Source organism: Kocuria oceani, from assembly GCF_029524215.1.
Taxonomy (GTDB): Bacteria; Actinomycetota; Actinomycetes; order Actinomycetales; family Micrococcaceae; genus Kocuria; species Kocuria oceani.
The window spans coordinates 83,145-99,123 of record NZ_JARAMH010000016.1 but is presented as its reverse complement, the minus strand read 5'-3'; the positions used below and the strand labels follow the sequence as shown (position 1 = coordinate 99,123).

The 15,979-nt window shown below is 73.7% G+C and carries 18 protein-coding genes; 4 read left to right on the top strand and 14 right to left on the bottom strand.

Annotated elements, in window-relative coordinates:
* Window positions 1–145: 145 nt before the first annotated feature.
* The 9 genes from PU704_RS15875 to PU704_RS15835 form a co-directional block, all read right to left on the bottom strand.
* The gene (locus PU704_RS15875) at window positions 146–676 is read right to left on the bottom strand and encodes an SRPBCC family protein (RefSeq protein ID WP_277551977.1); all 531 of its coding nucleotides are present in this window, start codon (window positions 674–676) and stop codon (window positions 146–148) included.
* A 460-nt stretch (window positions 677–1,136) separates the two neighbouring features.
* Complete coding sequence (locus tag PU704_RS15870) at window positions 1,137–2,411, bottom strand: MFS transporter (protein ID WP_277551976.1); 1,275 nt, start codon at window positions 2,409–2,411, stop codon at window positions 1,137–1,139.
* Complete coding sequence (locus PU704_RS15865) at window positions 2,408–2,734, bottom strand: DMT family transporter (protein WP_047802379.1); 327 nt, start codon at window positions 2,732–2,734, stop codon at window positions 2,408–2,410. Before PU704_RS15865 ends, PU704_RS15870 begins: the two co-directional genes overlap by 4 nt.
* A gap of 97 nt (window positions 2,735–2,831) precedes the next feature.
* Complete coding sequence (locus PU704_RS15860) at window positions 2,832–3,149, bottom strand: DMT family transporter (RefSeq protein WP_277551975.1); 318 nt, start codon at window positions 3,147–3,149, stop codon at window positions 2,832–2,834.
* A gap of 3 nt (window positions 3,150–3,152) precedes the next feature.
* Window positions 3,153–5,024 (bottom strand): amylosucrase, encoded by a 1,872-nt coding sequence (locus tag PU704_RS15855; protein ID WP_277551982.1) that lies wholly within the window; start codon window positions 5,022–5,024, stop codon window positions 3,153–3,155.
* Window positions 5,025–5,587: 563 nt separating this feature from the next.
* Window positions 5,588–6,526: an ABC transporter substrate-binding protein gene (locus PU704_RS15850; protein WP_277551974.1), complete on the bottom strand. Its 939-nt coding sequence runs from the start codon at window positions 6,524–6,526 to the stop codon at window positions 5,588–5,590.
* Between the two features lie 103 nt (window positions 6,527–6,629).
* On the bottom strand, window positions 6,630–7,301 hold the full coding sequence (locus PU704_RS15845; protein WP_047805049.1) for an ABC transporter permease: 672 nt from the start codon (window positions 7,299–7,301) through the stop codon (window positions 6,630–6,632).
* On the bottom strand, window positions 7,298–7,978 hold the full coding sequence (locus PU704_RS15840; RefSeq protein WP_047805050.1) for an ABC transporter permease: 681 nt from the start codon (window positions 7,976–7,978) through the stop codon (window positions 7,298–7,300). The genes PU704_RS15845 and PU704_RS15840 overlap by 4 nt, the downstream gene beginning before the upstream one ends.
* Window positions 7,975–9,084 (bottom strand): ABC transporter ATP-binding protein, encoded by a 1,110-nt coding sequence (locus PU704_RS15835; protein WP_075871879.1) that lies wholly within the window; start codon window positions 9,082–9,084, stop codon window positions 7,975–7,977. Before PU704_RS15835 ends, PU704_RS15840 begins: the two co-directional genes overlap by 4 nt.
* A gap of 105 nt (window positions 9,085–9,189) precedes the next feature.
* Here PU704_RS15835 and PU704_RS15830 point away from each other — a divergent pair, with 105 nt between their 5' ends.
* Together PU704_RS15830 and PU704_RS15825 are read left to right on the top strand one after the other, a co-directional pair.
* Entirely contained in the window at window positions 9,190–9,717 is a 528-nt protein-coding gene (locus tag PU704_RS15830; protein ID WP_047805052.1) for a 2'-5' RNA ligase family protein, read from the top strand.
* Window positions 9,718–9,815: 98 nt separating this feature from the next.
* Window positions 9,816–10,052 carry a DUF6953 family protein gene (locus PU704_RS15825; protein ID WP_047805053.1) on the top strand — a complete coding sequence of 79 codons (237 nt, stop codon included), beginning with the start codon at window positions 9,816–9,818 and terminating at the stop codon, window positions 10,050–10,052.
* Window positions 10,053–10,064: 12 nt separating this feature from the next.
* Here the strand turns inward: PU704_RS15825 and PU704_RS15820 are convergent, their stop codons facing one another.
* Window positions 10,065–11,021, bottom strand: coding sequence for a helix-turn-helix transcriptional regulator (locus PU704_RS15820; protein ID WP_277551973.1), 957 nt, complete (start codon window positions 11,019–11,021; stop codon window positions 10,065–10,067).
* Window positions 11,022–11,126: 105 nt separating this feature from the next.
* Between PU704_RS15820 and PU704_RS15815 the strand changes: the two genes are divergently transcribed.
* On the top strand, window positions 11,127–11,690 hold the full coding sequence (locus tag PU704_RS15815; protein ID WP_047805055.1) for a DinB family protein: 564 nt from the start codon (window positions 11,127–11,129) through the stop codon (window positions 11,688–11,690).
* Window positions 11,691–11,719: 29 nt separating this feature from the next.
* Window positions 11,720–12,292, top strand: coding sequence for a mycothiol transferase (locus tag PU704_RS15810; protein WP_047805056.1), 573 nt, complete (start codon window positions 11,720–11,722; stop codon window positions 12,290–12,292).
* Here PU704_RS15810 and PU704_RS15805 read toward each other — a convergent pair.
* The 4 genes from PU704_RS15805 to PU704_RS15790 form a co-directional block, all read right to left on the bottom strand.
* On the bottom strand, window positions 12,249–12,845 hold the full coding sequence (locus PU704_RS15805) for a DUF421 domain-containing protein (RefSeq protein WP_047805057.1): 597 nt from the start codon (window positions 12,843–12,845) through the stop codon (window positions 12,249–12,251). The two genes, PU704_RS15810 and PU704_RS15805, sit on opposite strands and share 44 nt — an antisense overlap.
* Before the next feature lie 3 nt (window positions 12,846–12,848).
* On the bottom strand, window positions 12,849–14,720 hold the full coding sequence (locus PU704_RS15800) for an ABC transporter ATP-binding protein (protein ID WP_075871880.1): 1,872 nt from the start codon (window positions 14,718–14,720) through the stop codon (window positions 12,849–12,851).
* Between the two features lie 217 nt (window positions 14,721–14,937).
* On the bottom strand, window positions 14,938–15,426 hold the full coding sequence (locus PU704_RS15795) for a DoxX family protein (protein ID WP_277551972.1): 489 nt from the start codon (window positions 15,424–15,426) through the stop codon (window positions 14,938–14,940).
* A gap of 60 nt (window positions 15,427–15,486) precedes the next feature.
* Window positions 15,487–15,975: a MarR family winged helix-turn-helix transcriptional regulator gene (locus PU704_RS15790; RefSeq protein ID WP_047805059.1), complete on the bottom strand. Its 489-nt coding sequence runs from the start codon at window positions 15,973–15,975 to the stop codon at window positions 15,487–15,489.
* Window positions 15,976–15,979: the final 4 nt, after the last annotated feature.

The following is a 15,979-nucleotide window of genomic DNA, read 5'->3' as shown; positions in this document are numbered from 1 at the left end:
GGAGATCGGGAAGGGTGTACTTCTCGGCCATAGGAGAATCCTTTCGATAGCTGTCGTGTGGTTCCACACTCGTCCCGCGCGCGCGCAGGGGTCAAGGAGGTTCCGCCACCAGCGTACGGTGCCCGCGGGCGCGCCGTGCCGGGGCTCAGAAGAAGTCGGGTGGGGTCTCGAGCGTGCAGCGGGGCGGGTGCGCCGTGAGCTGGGACGGCACGGTGAACTCGAACTGCCCCGTCTCCAGCAGCCGTTTGAGGTCCCCGAGCTCGGCGCCCAGGTTGCGGCGCACGATCCGCTCGGCCCACGCGGCGAGGCCGGCCCTCGCCGCGGTGAGCCGGCCGTCGACGGTGGTCCGCACCTCGGTGCCCCCGTCCACCGCCGCCCACGTGGTGACCGCCAGGAGATCCACGATCCCCCGGGTGGTCCGGAGCGCCAGCTTCCGCCCCGGTTCCTGTGCGGAGACGATCGTGACGTAGGGGAAGCGGAGCGGGCCGACACGGCCGAAGAACTCCACGGAGGTCCCGGTCTGCAGCACCGGTGTGCTGATGGTGGGCACCCCGGCCACACCCCGGTGCCACAGAGGGAAGCAGCCGCTGTCGAGCAGGAAGCGCTCCACCACACAGGGGTCGACGCCGATCACCGCCTGGGCGTCCACGCGGAACGATGCCGGGCCGAGTGCCATTCCAACCTCCATGCCGGTCCCAGGGCCCGGAACGCCGCCGTGCGGGCCCGGAGGCATGGGCGGGAGCCTCCATCCATGCACAGACATTTACTTTAGCGATGGGTCGGACGGTGGGGCCAGTTCTGCGTGCACACCCGGTGGAGAAACTTGTCCACAGGTGTGGACGAGCGTGTGCAAAATTCGAACACGCGTACGCCTGCTCCTCGTCCGGGAGTGGAAATGCACGTCGGAGCAGGGCCCTTGGACGCTCCCCACGCGTAATTCCACCGGTGGAAGTTATCCACGCTGTGGACAACGCCTGTGGAGAAGATGTTGAGAACCCCGGACTCCGGAGGTCATGGAGGGTCGTACAGCGTCTTTTCGGTCCGCCCGGACCGGGACGCCGGCCTCCTTCCCGGATCCGGGCGTCCCGGCGTCCCGGTGTCCCGGCGTCGGGGCGGAGCGGCGGGAGCAGCCGCGGTCAGCGGCGGGGACCCAGGCGCGGGGTCCCGGCGGCCGACCCGGCCCGCGACCGGGAGCGTCGGCGGACGAGCACGGAGAGCAGTCCACAGGCGAGGTAGCAGACGAGCACCAGCGCCCAGCCCACGGCGAAGGAGCCGGTGAACTGCAGCAGCACGCCCATGACCAGCGGTCCGGAGCAGAACCCGGCGTAGAGACCCATGGTGACCACACCGGTGGAGGCACCCACCCGTTCCGCCGGCACGGCTCGCATCGCCCCGGACATGACGATCACGCTGACCGCGAGTGCCGCCCCGCCGTGCAGCACCGCGGCCGGCCACACCGCCCACGCCAGTGCCGGATGCAGGGGAGCCAGCACCAGCAGGCCCGCGCTCACGGCCGCCCCCAGGGCCATGCCGGCGAGCAGGACGAATCCGTCGGCGCCCGGCCGGTCCATCACCCGCGCCCACAGCACGCGCGAGGCGATGCCCACCAGCGCGGCGACCGAGACCGTGGCCCCGGCCGCGACGACGTCGAGGCCCAGTTCCCGGTGGGCGTAGAGCGGAAGGTAGACGTTGGCCGCCTGCGCCCCCAGGCCGGTCAGCGCCGCCGCGGCCGCGTACGCGCGCACGACGCCGGGCATCGGCGGGCGGCCCCCGGTCCGTCCCGGCGGGTGGGGGGACGACAGCCCTGGCCGGGACACCGGGGCCGGTCTGTCACCGGCGTGGTTCTCCGGGACGGTGCACCACCCGTGCACGAGCAGGAGCAGGACGGCTCCGGCGGCCACGGCCACGGCGGTGCGCCAGCCCAGGAGCAGTCCGAGCGCGGGAAAGGTCAGCCCGGCCACCAGCTGGGCGGCCTGCACCCCGGCCTGCTTGACCCCGAGCCAGCTCGCACGCCGGTGGGCGGGCACGTGCAGGCGGATGAGCCGGTTGGTGGCCGGATTGGCCATGACCTGGCCGAGGCCGGAGAGCACCATGGCCAGCAGCAGCACGGTGTAGTCCGGTGCGACGGCGGCGAGGAGCATGGCCAGGACGGCCCCGCCGAACATCACGGCCAGCAGGGTGCGCGCGCCCAGCCGGTCCGCCCATCGGCCGGTCCGCACGGCGGTGACGGCAGCGACGAAGAAGGTCACGGTGGCGAGCAGCCCGAACTGCGCCTCCGTGAGCCGGAGGTCCTGGATCACCAGGGGGCTCATCGCGGAGAGGCTGTGCGTCAGCAGCGGGCCCACCGCCATCGTGGCCGTGAGCACGAGCATGAGGTTCGGCCCCGGGGCCCGCTCCCCCGGCGGGGTCACCGGGCGCGCCCCCTGCGCGGCCGGTCGGCGGCGTGCAGCCCGGCCACGCACGCGACGATGCCGGCCAGGAAGAGGGCCTTGAGCCAGGACATCTGCTCCTGCCCGGTGCCGGCCGCCCACGCGACCGTGAGCACGGCGCCGATCCCGGTCCACACCGCGTAGGCGGTGCCCATCGGCACGACCCGGGCGGCGCGGGCCAGGGTGATCATGCTCAGCACCAGCGCCACCGCGAAGAGCACGGTGGGGCCGAGGCGGGTGAGACCCTCCGCGGCGCCCAGGGCCGTGGCCCAGACGGCCTCCAGGACCCCGCTCAGGAGCAGCAGCGCCCACGCCCGGGACCGCCGCGCCGCCGCGTCCGGCGACGCCGCGGGAGAGCGCGGGGACGGGGCGGGCGACGACGTGCGGCCGGTCAGCGGAGGTTCAGGCGACAAGCCGCAGTCCGATCACGCAGCCGATGATCCCGAGCACGAGCAGGACCTTGAAGGCGGTGGCGGCCTTCCGGCCGGTGAGCATGGACCAGGCCACGGTGAGGGCTCCGCCGATGCCCACCCACACCGCGTAGGCCGTGCCCGTGGGCAGACTCGTCATGGCGTGGGCGAGACCGAACAGGCTCAGGGCCGCCGTCACCACGAACACCGCGACCGGGACCGGGCGGCGGAAGCCGTCCGAGGCGGCGAGCGCGGAGGCCCACACCGCCTCCAGGACCCCCGAGAGGACGAGCACGACCCAGGCCCCCACGGGTCAGCGCTTCGGGACCACACGGATCCAGAGGAACCCGTGAGCGTCGATCAGGAGGCCGTGGCGCAGGTCGAGCTCGGTGTTGCCGTGCAGCTCCACGGCCTGGTGCAGGAACCCGGAGAGGGTCTCGCCCGTGACGAACTGGGACCAGTCGGAGAAGTTGGCCAGGCACAGGATCATCGTGTTGCCGCCCGGGCGCTGGTAGCCCAGCACGTGCGGGTTGCGCGTGTCGAAGGGGATGAGGGCGTTGCCGTCGAACTCCGGGGCGCCGCGGCGCAGCTCGACCATCCGGCGGATGCCGCCGAAGATCCGGCCCTGCACGGAGAAGAGCTCGTGGCGCCGCTCGTAGTCCCGGACGGGCCGCGGCGGCCGGTGCACCCATCGGGCGTCACCCGCGTGGGCCGGGTCCTCGGCCCACGCGGGGTCGTTGAGCTGGCCGACCTCGTCGCCCAGGTACAGCAGCGGGACGCCGCCGGTGCTCATCGCGACGGAGTGCGCGAGCAGGATCCGGTCCACCGCGGCACCGGGGTCCTCCGCGAGACCGAGCAGGGACGCGGTGGTCCCGCACACGCGGCAGTCGCCGGTGCGCGGATTCTCCTGGAACGGCACCCCGTCGGCGAAGCTGCCGGGGTGCCGGCCGGTGTAGAAGGCGTTGAGGAACCGGCGGTGGTCGTGGCCGTCGACACCGAGCCGGGCCGCGTCCTCGTCGGAGAACGTCCACCCGATGTCGTCGTGGCCCCGCACGTAGTCCACCCACGCGGTGCCCGGCGGCAGGGCGTGGCGCTCCTCGAGGGCCTGGGCCAGCAGCTTGGGCTCGCGGGTGGCCATCGCCTCCCAGGTCAGGGCCATCTGCAGGGGGTTGTAGGAGAGCTGGCACTGGCCGGGCTCGACGTACCGGATCACCTCGTCCGGGTGGACGATCGCCTCGGACTTGAACAGCACCGACGGCGCGGCGATGCGGCACAGCGCGTTGTAGGCGCGCAGCAGCACGTGGGCCTGCGGCAGGGACTCGCACGCGGTGCCCAGCTGCTTCCAGATGAACGCCACCGCGTCCATCCGCAGCACCTCCACGCCCTGGGCGGCGAGGAAGAGCATCTCCGCGGCCATGGCGCGGAACACCGCGGGGTTGGTGTAGTTGAGGTCCCACTGGAAGGAGTAGAACGTGCTCCACACCCACCGGGGGTCCTCCTCGGTGGCGCGGACCCGGGTGAAGGAGCCGGGATGGTCGTCCGGGAAGATCTCACGGGTGGTGCGCTCGAACTGCTCCGGGACGGTGCGGTCCGGGAAGATCCAGTAGTAGTCCTCGTACTCCGTCTCCCCCGCCGCGGCCCGGCGGGCCCACTCGTGCTCGTCGGAGGTGTGGTTGAAGACGAAGTCGAGGACCAGGCTGATGCCGTGGCGGCGCAGTTCCCGGCTCAGCTCGGCGAGCTCCTCCATGGTCCCCAGGCGGGGGTCCACACGGCGGTAGGACGACACCGCGTAGCCGCCGTCCGAGTTGCCCTCCGGGGCCTCGAACAGGGGCATCAGGTGGAGGTAGGTCAGGCCCAGTTCCTGGAAGTACGGGATCTGCTCGCGGATCCCCCGCAGGTTCCCGGCGTACCGGTCGACGTAGCAGACGCCGCCGAGCATCTGCCGCGAGCCGAACCACGCCGGGTCCTGCTCCCGGCGTGCGTCCAGGGCCTTGAGGTCGTCGGGGCGCTCGGCCCAGGAGCACGCCAGCTGCAGGCCGAGCTCGGTGAGCTGCTCCAGGAAGTCCTCGCGGTGGCCGTAGACCTCGGCGAAGAGCAGCGTCAGCCGGGGGAAGTGCTCGTCGAACCGTCGGTCGAAGTCCTTCCAGCCGGTCTCCGGCAGGTCGGCCGGACGGCGTTCGCGCACCTGCTGGCGCACGCACTCGGTGATCACACGGGCCTGGTTCTCGTGCGAGAGACCCGGGATCCCGGGCGGACTGGTGTTCGGCACACTGCTCCTTCGGTCGTCCACTCCTGGGCGGGGCGGTCTCCGAACTCGAGATCCTCCTTGACGACGAGCCCTCGGATGGTCACGGGCACATCCCGCGCGCGTCGGCAGGGGGCGGCCCGCACCTCAGCATACTGATGCGCTCCCGGGTTTTCAGCGGATGACCGGCACACCCCTCCACATCCCTGTGCACAGAGTTGTCCACAGGTGTGGACGGACTCTGGGGACAGCGGGGAAAACCGGCCGCTGCCGCCGTGTCCGCCCTGGCGGACGGCGGATCCGGCGGTGCCGGGCCGGGGGACGCGCATGTGGAGAACCCTGTGCAGGGCGGGTGGCGGTGCGGCGGCACCCGCCCTCGCCGGCACCGGGACCACGGCGGTGGACACGCCGGTGCCCCGGGGGCGTTCCCGCCCCCGGGGCACCGGCGTGTCCACCGGGCACCCGCACCGCTGTGCGGAGACGTGGTTCCGCCGCGGCCGGGCTCAGTAGCCGTTGGCGGAGAGCCACTCCTGGGCCGCGTCCGCCGGGCTGATCGGCTGGTCGCCGCTGACCTTGCGGTTCAGGTCGATGAGGTCCTCCGTGGTGAGCTTGCCGGAGAGCTCGTTCAGGGCGTCCACGGCCTCCTGGGGCAGCCGGTCGGCCGCAGCCAGCGGAAGGACCTGCTGGGCGATGAAGTTGTTCTCCGGGTCCTCCAGCACCACGAGGTCGTTGTCGGCGATCGCCGGTGTGGTCGTGAAGATGTCGGCGACGTCCACGTCACCGTTGAGCAGGGCCTCGACGGTGAGGGGCCCTCCGCCGTCGTTGATCGGCTCGAACGACTGGGGCACGCAGCCGTACTTCTCCTCGAGGCCGTCCAGGCCGTAGGCGCGCTCGGCGAACTCGGGCGGACCGGCGATCACCAGCTGGCCGCACACCTGCGCCATGTCGGCGATGCTCGTGAGGCCGTACTGCTCCGCGGTCTCGGGCGTGACGACCATCGCGTCCTTGTTCTGCGCCTCGGAGGGCTCCAGCACGGTGAGCCCCTCGGGGAGGGCGCCCGGCAGGGCCTCCATGATCTCCTCGGCGGAGCTCGCGGTGGCCTCGGGGTCGGCGAAGAGCAGGAGGTTGCCCGAGTAGTCCGGGACGACGTCCACGGACCCGTCCTGGACGGCCCCGACGTACGCCTCGCGGGCCCCGATCCCCAGGGACGTCTCCGTCTGGACCCCGGCGGACTCGAGGGCGCCGGCGTAGAGCTCGGCCACGATCTCGCTCTCCGGGAAGTCGGCGGAGCCCACGGTTACGGTCTCCGAGGACCCCGCGGAGGTCTCCTCGCCCCCGGCGAGCGGATCGCCGCCGGAGCCGCAGGCCGTCAGACCCAGCAGCAGGGCGGCGCCCAGGGCCGGCCCGGCGGCGCGGCGGAGGGAAGCGGGAGCAGTGGTCATGGTGGTTCTCCTGTCGGTCGGTGCAGGTGGTCGGTGCAGGCGGTGGATGCCGCCGGTCGTCGGACGGTCGGTGCAGGCGGTGCGGGCGGAGGACGGCGGGCGGTCAGGGAGAGGCCAGGCGAAGGCCCGGTGAGGTGGACAGCCGCTGGGCCGCGGCGAGCGCGGCGTCCACGGCGAGCGCGAGGACCGCCACGAGCACCACGGACCCCAGCATCCGCGAGTAGTCGCGCACCGCGAGCCCGTCGATGAGGTAGCGGCCGAGCCCGCCGAGGTTGATGTAGGCGACCACGGTCACCGTCGCCACGACCTGCAGGGCGGCGTTGCGGATCCCGCCCAGGATCACCGGCAGCGCGTTGGGCAGCTCCACGCGGGTCAGCACCTGCCCCCCGGTCATGCCCATGGCCGTCCCGGCGTCCTTGAGGGCCGGGGAGACGTTCGCGATGCCGGCGTAGGTGCCCGACAGGATCGGGGGGATCGCCAGCAGCACCAGCGCGATGATCGGCGGCACGAGCCCGAGGCCCAGCAGCAGGGTGAACAGGGTCAGCAGTCCGAGGGTGGGCAGGGCGCGCAGGGCACCGGTCAGACCCACGACCAGGCCCGAGCCGCGTCCGGTGTGGCCCACCCACAGACCGAGCGGCACCGCCACGGCCAGGGCCACGGCCAGGGTGATGCCGCTGTAGGCGAGGTGCTCGAGCAGCCGGGCCGGGATGCCGGCGGCCCCGGACCAGTTCTCGGGGTCCGTCAGCCAGGACAGGGCGGTGCCGAAGAGGCTCATGCGACGGCTCCTCTCCGCACGCGCGGCACGCGCGTGCGGGCCCGGCCCGCCCGCTGCCACCGGGTCAGGGCGTGCCCGGTCCCGCGCAGCACCAGGTCGAGGAGCACGGCCAGGAGCACGGTGAGGGCGATGCCGACCACGATCTCCTCGAGGATGGAGCGGCGCAGCCCGTCGGTGAACAGGGTGCCGAGGGACTGCACGCCGATCACCGCGCCCACGCTGACCATGGAGATGTTGCTGACGGAGGCGACCCGCAGCCCGGCGATCAGGACGGGCACCGCGAGCGGCAGCTCCACCGCGAAGAACCGGCGCAGCGGGCGGTAGCCCATGGCGGTGGAGGCCTGCAGGACGTCCCGGTCCACGGACTCGAAGGCGTCCACGGAGGAGCGGACGAGGATGGCCACCACGTAGACCGTCAGGGCCACGATCACGTTCGTCACCGAGGTGATCTGCGTGCCCAGCAGCAGGGGCAGGACCACGAACAGGGTCAGGGACGGGATCGTGTAGAGCAAGGACGAGCCCGTGACGAAGACCGGGCGCAGCGTGCGGTTGCGGGCGGCCAGCCGGGCCACCGGGATCGCGATCAGGGCGCCGAGGAGCAGCGGGAGCACCGACTGGACGAGGTGCGCGCCCGTGAGCTCCAGGACGTAGGGCCAGTTCCGGGCCGTCCAGTTCACCGCGGGGTCCTCCCGCCGAGCCGGGCGTCCTGGACGGCGGCGACGATCTCGCCGGGCTCCATGACCCCGATCGCCCGCCCGTCGTCGTCGACCACCACGGCCAGCCCCGAGGGCGAGGACAGGGCGGCGTCCAGGGCGCTGCGCAGGGAGCCGCCGGGCCGGTGCAGGGTGCCCCCGACCACGGGGTCGGCCTCGGCCCCGGTGCGCACCCAGCCGCGCGGGGCGCCGTGGTCGTCGACCCGCAGGGTCCACCCCCCGGGGAAAGGACCGTCGCCGGGTCCGACGACGCCCGGGGTGCCGTCCGGGCGGAGGACCGCCACGGAGCGGACCGGGATGTCGTGGGCCGAGTCGAAGGTGAGGGAGCGGAAGCCGCGGTCGCGGCCCACGAAGTCGGCCACGAAGTCGTCGGCCGGCGCCCGCAGCAGCTCCTCCGGGGTGGCGTACTGGGCCAGGCGCCCGCCCGTGGCGAAGACGGCCACCTTGTTGCCGAGCAGGACCGCCTCGTCGATGTCGTGGGTGACGAACACGACCGTGCGGTGCAGCCGGCGCTGGAGGTCGAGCAGCTCCCGCTGCAGGTCCTGGCGCACCACGGGGTCCACGGCGGAGAACGGCTCGTCCATGAGCAGGATCGGCGGATCGGCGGCGAGCGCCCGGGCGACGCCCACCCGCTGCTGCTGCCCGCCGGAGAGCTGGGACGGATAGCGGGAGCCCAGCCCCGCGTCGAGGCCGACCGTGGTCAGCAGCTCCCGGGCCCGCTCGCGCGCCTGCTTCCTCGGCACACCGTTGAGCCGGGGGACGGTCGCGATGTTGTCGACCACGGTGCGGTGCGGCATCAGGCCCGACTGCTGCATGACGTAGCCCATGGAGCGGCGCAGCTCGTGGGCCGGCACGGAGGTGATGTCGCGGCCCTCCACGGTGACGGTGCCGGAAGTGGGCTCCACCATGCGGTTGATCATCCGCAGGGACGTGGTCTTCCCGCAGCCGGACGGCCCCACGAAGACGGTCAGCGACCCCCGCGGGATCTCGAGGTCGAGGGCCTCGACGGCGGTCGTCCCGTCCGGGTAGGTCTTGCCGGCACCCTCGAAACGGATGGCGATGTCGGTCATGGAGATCCTCCCGTTGCCGTGCCGCCAGTATAGGCAGGGAGCTGCGGCACCGGACTAGACTCGCGTCCACCGGAGCGGGCCGTCCGCGCCCGGAGGAGGTGGGCGGTGCACAGCCTGGAACTGCTGCTCGGCGAGGACGCCGAGGCGTCCGTGCGCGCCGACTGGGACCGGTTGATCGAGGCGGGCCTGCCCAGCTCCGGCCGGCACCGCTCCCCGTCCAACCGCCCGCACATCACCGTGGTGGCCGCGCCCTCGCTGGCCCCGGAGACGGTCCCGGGGATCGACGAGCGGGTCGCCGCCGCCGCCGGGTTCGTCGACCTGCCGCTGGCCAGCGCCGGGGTGCTGCTGTTCGGTCCCGGGCGGGGCGGCTACGTGGTGGTCCGCCAGGTGGTGACCACCCCGGAGCTGCTCGAGCTCCACCGGCGGGTCTGCGACGCCGTCGGCACCGTGCCCGGGCAGGCCCGCACCTCCTTCCCCGGGGCCTGGACCCCGCACATCACCCTGGCCCGCCGGATGCGCCCGGACCAGGTGGCCGTGGCCCTCGGCGTCCTCGAGCCGCACCCCGCGCCGCTGCGGGCGGTCTCCCTGCGCCGCTGGGACTCGGACGCCCGCACGGTGGTCCGGCTGGCCTGACCGGCCCTGGCCGGGTCCTGCGGCCCGGAGCTGCTGCGGCCCCGGATCCGCTGCAGCCCCGGTGCGGCTGGGGCGCCGGAGCCGCGTAGGCTCGAGGCATGACGAGCGCACAGGACATCGCCGGCTGGATGGTCGACCGGATCCGCACCGAGGGACGGCTGTCCCAGGAGCAGGCCGTGCAGGAGATCCCGGAGACCTTCGGGCCCGAGTGGGTCCGCACCCTGGAGAACGGGCACACCGCGATCAGCAAGGAGGTCCTCGCGGAGTTCCGCAAGGCCCACGGCGGCACGGTGCAGTGGGACCGGGACCGCCGCTTCTGGTCCGTCAAGGGCTGACCCCCGGGGCCCTCACCCGGGTCCCGGGACCGCCCGCAGCATCCGCCGCCCCATCTCCTGCAGGACCGCGGTGAGCTCCGGAGGGTCCAGGACCTCCAGCTCGAAGCCGGTCCGCACCAGGTGGAGGGCGATCCCGGCCAGGTCGTCCCCGCCCGCCTCGAGCACGCACGCGCCCGGGCCGTCGGCCGTGAGCCGTCCCGCCTGCGGCGGGACGACCTCCCCGGCGCGCTCCAGCGGCACGAGCAGGCGCACCCGCACGGTGTGCGCGTAGGCCCAGGTGGTGACCGACCGGCGCACGTGCTCCTCCACGTCTGGCACCGGGCGCGGGACGAACCGGAACGTGGTGGTGCGCGCGCCGTGGATCCGGTCCAGCCGGAACGTGCGCCAGTCGTCCCGGTCCGCGTCCCAGGCGAACAGGTACCAGCGCCGGCCCAGGGACAGCACCCGGTACGGCTCGATCCGCCGCTCGGCGCGCCGGCCGTCCCGGGTCTCGTAGTCCAGCCGCACCAGCACCCGGGTCCGCACGGCCCGGGCCAGCAGGACCAGGACGTCCGCGTCCACGCTCGGCCCGGGCGGGACGACGGCGTCGACCGCTCCGGCCACGGCCGAGACCTCCTCGCGCAGACCCGGCGGCATCAGCTGGTCCAGGGTCGTCAGCGTCCGCAGCGCGGCCTCGCCCAGCCCGTCGATCCCGGAGGCCGCCGCCAGCCGCAGTCCCACGGCCGCGGCCACCGCCTCCTCCGGCTGGAGCAGCAGGGGCGGCAGCCGGCGGCCCCGCCCCAGGCGGTAGCCGCCGCCGTGCCCCCGGTCCGCCGGCACGGGATAGCCCAGCTCCCGCAGCCGGTCGACGTCCCGGCGCACGGAGCGGACCGTGACGCCCAGCTCCGCGGCCAGCTCGGGCCCGGTCCACACCGGGCGGGACTGCAGCAGGGAGAGCAGGCGCAGGACGCGACGGGTCGGATCGGTCATGGCACCAGTGTCCTCGCACCAGCGGACAGGATCTGTCCGCTCCTGCGCGGACACTGGCTGCACGGCCCCGCACCCGCCCAGGGCCCCGAACAGGAGGGAACCGCCATGCCCGACCTCGACGTCGCCGCCTGCGCCACCGACCAGATCGAGTGGCACTGGACCCATCAGCTGCGGCCCCGCCTCGCGGGCCTGACCGATGAGGAGTACCACTTCGACCCCACGGGCGGGTCCGCGTGGACGGTCCATCCCCGGGGCGAGCAGCGCACGCCGATGCAGGCGGGCGGCGGGGAGTTCGTGGTGGACTTCGCCTTCCCCGAGCCGGTGCCCGCGCCGTTCACGACCATCGCCTGGCGGATGGCCCACGTCGTCGTCGGGATCCTCGCGGTGCGCAGCCACGGGCACTTCGGCGGCCCGGAGGCCTCCTACCAGGACTGGGCCTACGCCGGCACCGCCGACGAGGCCCTGGACCAGCTGGACCGCGAGTACGCACGCTGGACGGCCGGGGTGCGCTCCCTGTCGGAATCGGACCTGGCGCGCCCGTGCGGACCGGTGGAGGGCCCCTACGCGGAGCTGCCGATGCTCGCGTTGGTGCTGCACATCAACCGCGAGCTGATCCACCACGGCGCGGAGCTCGCCCTGCTGCGCGACCTGTACGCCCACACCCGCTGACCCACCTCCCCGGACACCAGGAGACGACCATGCCGTTCCTCACCCGCACCGTCACCGACGAGCGCGACGCCCTCGCGGCCTTCGCCGCCCAGCAGATCCGGCAGATCGCAGCCACGCTCCAGGGGCTCGACGCCCAGCAGCTGCGCGCGACGCCCTCTGCCAGCGCCATGAGCCTGGGCGCGCTGGCCCGCCACGTCCTGTTCATCGGCGAGCACGGCGCGTTCGCCGAGCTGCTGGATCCCGGCCGGACGCCGGAGCAGCCGCAGGACGGCACGGACTGGGCGGCCGGCGCGGTCCTGCCCGAGGCCGTGCGCCCGGCGGACACCGCAGAGTCCCTGCGCGCGGCCCTGCTCGCGCTGGCCGACCGGGTCGAGGCCGCTCTGCGCACCGCGGATCCCGAGATGCGGATCCCCGTCCCGGAGGCGCCCTGGTTCCCGCCCGACCTGGAGACCTGGCCCGCCCGGTGGGTGGCGCTGCACATGGTCGAGGAGAACGCCCGGCACGCCGGGCACGCGGACATCCTGCGCGAGAGCATCGACGGCAGGACCGCCTACGAGCTCAACGCCCTGGCGGACGGGGAGGAGTGGAGTCCGGAGGAGTGACCGTCAGCAGCTCCCGCGGCACCAGGTCCCCGTCCCGCACGCCCGCCAGCAGCCGCGGGTCCACCGGCGTGCCGCGCCGGAGCACGCTGATCGTGCCCGAGGCCTCGAAGACCACGCAGGCGATCTCCCCGAGGTTGCGCACCCCCGCCTTCCGCAGGGCTCCGTGGAGCTCGGCCTCCACCACGTGCACCCGGCGCAGGTTGGCCTCCAGCACCCGGTCGCCGGCCATCAGCAGCACGGCCCGGTTGTTCATCAGCGCGGACACCCGGATCCCGGAGCGGAGCCGGCCGAACGCGGCCTCCAGGGCGAAGAGCGTGCCGAGCCCGAGCACACCGGCGGCGAGGGTGGGCGTGTCCCCGAGCACCGCGCGCCCGGCCACGGCCCCGAGCATCACCGCCACGACCGCGTCGAAGGTGGACAGCCGGGAGAGCACGCGCTGCCCGAGCAGGCGCACCATGAGCAGGAACGCCAGATAGATGCCCACCGCCGAGAGCACCACCGCGAGCGCGCCCGCGGCATCCACTCCGAGGCGCGCCAGGACGTCGTCGAGCACGGGTCAGACCTCCTGGTCGGCGAACTGGGTCTCGTACAGCTCGGCGTAGCGCCCGCCGGAGGCCAGCAGCTCCGCGTGCCGGCCGCGCTCCACGATCCGGCCGCCCTCCACCACCAGGATCTGGTCGGCGGAGCGGATGGTCGAGAGCCGGTGGGCGATCACCAGGGCGGTGCGCCCCTCCATCGCCTCGCCCAGCGCGGCCTGGACGTAGGCCTCGTTGGTGGAGTCCAGCGCGGAGGTCGCCTCGTCGAGGATGACCACGCGCGGGGCGGCCAGCAGCAGGCGGGCGATCGTCAGCCGCTGGCGCTCACCGCCGGAGAGCCGGTAGCCGCGCTCGCCGACCACGGTGTCCAGCCCGTCCGGCAGGGCCCGGATCACGTGCTCCATCCGGGCCCGGGCCAGGGCGTCCCACAGCTGCTCGTCCGTGGCCTCGGGGCGCACGAGGGCGAGGTTCTCCCGGATCGACTCGTGGAACAGGTGCCCGTCCTGGGTGACCATCCCGATGGTCTCCCGCAGCGAGGCGAAGGTCGCCTCCCGCACGTCCGTGCCGCCGATCCGCACGGCCCCGGAGGTGACGTCGTAGAGCCGGGCCACGAGCTGGGCGATGGTGGACTTGCCCGCGCCGGAGGAGCCCACGAGGGCGACGGTCTGCCCGGGCAGCACCGTGAAGCTCACCCCGTGCAGCACCTCCTCGCCGCCCCGGGTGTCGAGCACCGCGACGTCCTCGAGCGAGGCCAGGGAGACCTCCTCGGCGGAGGGGTAGGCGAAGCGGACGTCGTCGAACTCCACCGACGCCGGGCCGGGGGGCAGGGCCCGGGCTCCGGGCCGCTCCTGGATCAGGGGCACGAGGTCCAGGATCTCGAAGACGCGCTCGAAGCTGACCACGGCGCTCATGATGTCCATCCGGGCGTTGGCGAGCATGGTCAGCGGGGTGTAGAGCCGGGTGAGGAGCAGGGCGAGGGTCACGACGTCGCCGGCGTCCAGGTTCCCGAGGATCGCCTGCGCGCCGCCCAGCCCGTAGACCAGCGCGAGGGCCAGCGCGGAGACCAGGGTGAGCGCGGTGACGAAGACGGTCTGCAGCATCGCCACCCGCACGCCGATGTCCCGCACGCGGCCGGCCCGGCGGGCGAACTCGGCCGACTCGGTCTCGGGCCGGCCGAAGAGCTTGACGAGGGTGGCGCCGCCGGCGGAGAACCGCTCGGTCATCTGCGTGGACATGGACGCGTTGTGCTGGGCCGCCTCCCGCTGGAGCCGGGCCAGGCGCCCGCCCATGGCGCGGGCCGGGACCAGGAAGATCGGCAGCAGCAGCATGGACAGGGCCGTGACCTGCCACGAGATCGTGACCATGACGACGACGGTGAGCAGCAGCGAGACGATGTTGCTGACCACGCCCGAGAGGGTGTTGGAGAACGCCCGCTGCGCGCCGATCACGTCGTTGTTGAGCCGGGAGACGAGGGCCCCGGTGCGGGTGCGGGTGAAGAAGGCGATCGGCATCCGCTGCACGTGCTCGTAGACGGCCGTGCGCAGGTCCACGATCAGCCCCTCCCCGATCTGGGAGGACAGCCACCGGTTGACGATGCCCAGCGCGGCGTCGAGCACCGCGACGACGGCGATGGCCACGGCCAGCCAGACCACCACGGAGACGTCGTCTCCCCCGGTGATGGCGTTGACCACGTCACCGGCCAGGACGGGCGTGACCACGCCCAGCAGGGCCGTGAGCACCGAGATCACCAGGAACACGGTGAGCTGCTTGCGGTGCGGCCGGGCGAAGACCACGATCCGCCGCAGGGTCGCCCGGTCGATGCGGCGGTTCTTGACCTCCTGGCCCTGGACGGTCCGCCACAGGACCATGTACGGCGAGTTCTGCATGCTCATGGGTGAGCCCCCGATCTGCGGGGGTCGCCCGCGCTGGAACCGGCCCGGCGCCGTGGTGGTGCGCGCCGCGCCGGACCGATTTTACGCCCCCGTGCCGACGCCGGTGGTGGGGGGCCGGGGGCGCGGCGGACGGCCGAGGACGGCCCCGTGCCGCGGCACGCAGCAGCACGGGGGCCGTGGATCCGTCCGGACGAGGAGCGGGGCGGGCGCCGTGGGATCAGGCGCGGGCGGCGGCCCGGCGCCTGCCGGCGAGCACGTGGTCCACGGACCAGCGGCCGGCACCGGCCAGAGCGAGGAACAGCGTGCCCGCGGCGAGCAGCAGGACGAGCTCGAACCCGCCGTCGGCCGCGAAGAACCCGGCGGGCAGGTGCACCAGGACGAGGGCTCCGAGCATGGTGAGGGCCAGGAGCGCGGCGACCACGCGGGTGCCCAGACCGACGACCAGCAGCGCGCCGCCGACGAGCTCGAGCACGGCGACGGCCGGCGCGGCGACCTCGGCCAGCGGCACGCCCATCTGCGCGAACGAGGCCTGGGTGCCGGCGAGGGTCCACTCGCCGACCTTCTGCCAGCCGTGGAGCAGGAACGTGAGGCCGAGGACGGCCCGCAGCACGGTCAGGCCGAGAGTGGGGCCGGCGCTCGCGGCGGCCGTGGCGGGAACGGAGGGACGGGAGGCGGTGGCGCGCTCGGGCGCGGGCGTCGTGGACATGGCACGACCCTAGCCCTATATACTTTCCCTTACAACATTTGCTGACGCATGCTTACGGGGTCACAGCTGGTCGGCGGCCATCCCGCGGGCGGTGGGGCCCTGGGCGTCGTCCTCGACCAGGCGCCCGATCAGGGCGAGCTGCTGGACCTGGACGGGGGTGAGCCGGTCGATCACCGTGCGGCGGACGTGGGCGACGTGGCCCGGCGCCACCTGCTCGACCTTCTCCATGCCGCGGTCGGTGATCTCCGCGAGCACCACGCGCTTGTCCTTCTCGTCGCCCGTGCGCACCACGAGGTCGTCGCGCTCGAGCCGCGCCACGATCCGCGACAGCCGGGACTGCGAGGTGTTGGTGGCCGTGGCCAGGTCCGACATCCGCCGCCGCCGGTCCGGGGCCTCGGAGAGCATCGCCAGGACGAGGTACTCGGCGAGGCTGAGGTCGGCCTCGGCCTGCAGCTGGGACTCGATGCTGCCGGGCAGGGTGAACATGATGGACACGAGCGCCAACCAGGCCTCGCGCTCCTCGGGGGACAGCCATCGGGTCTCGGTCATGGGC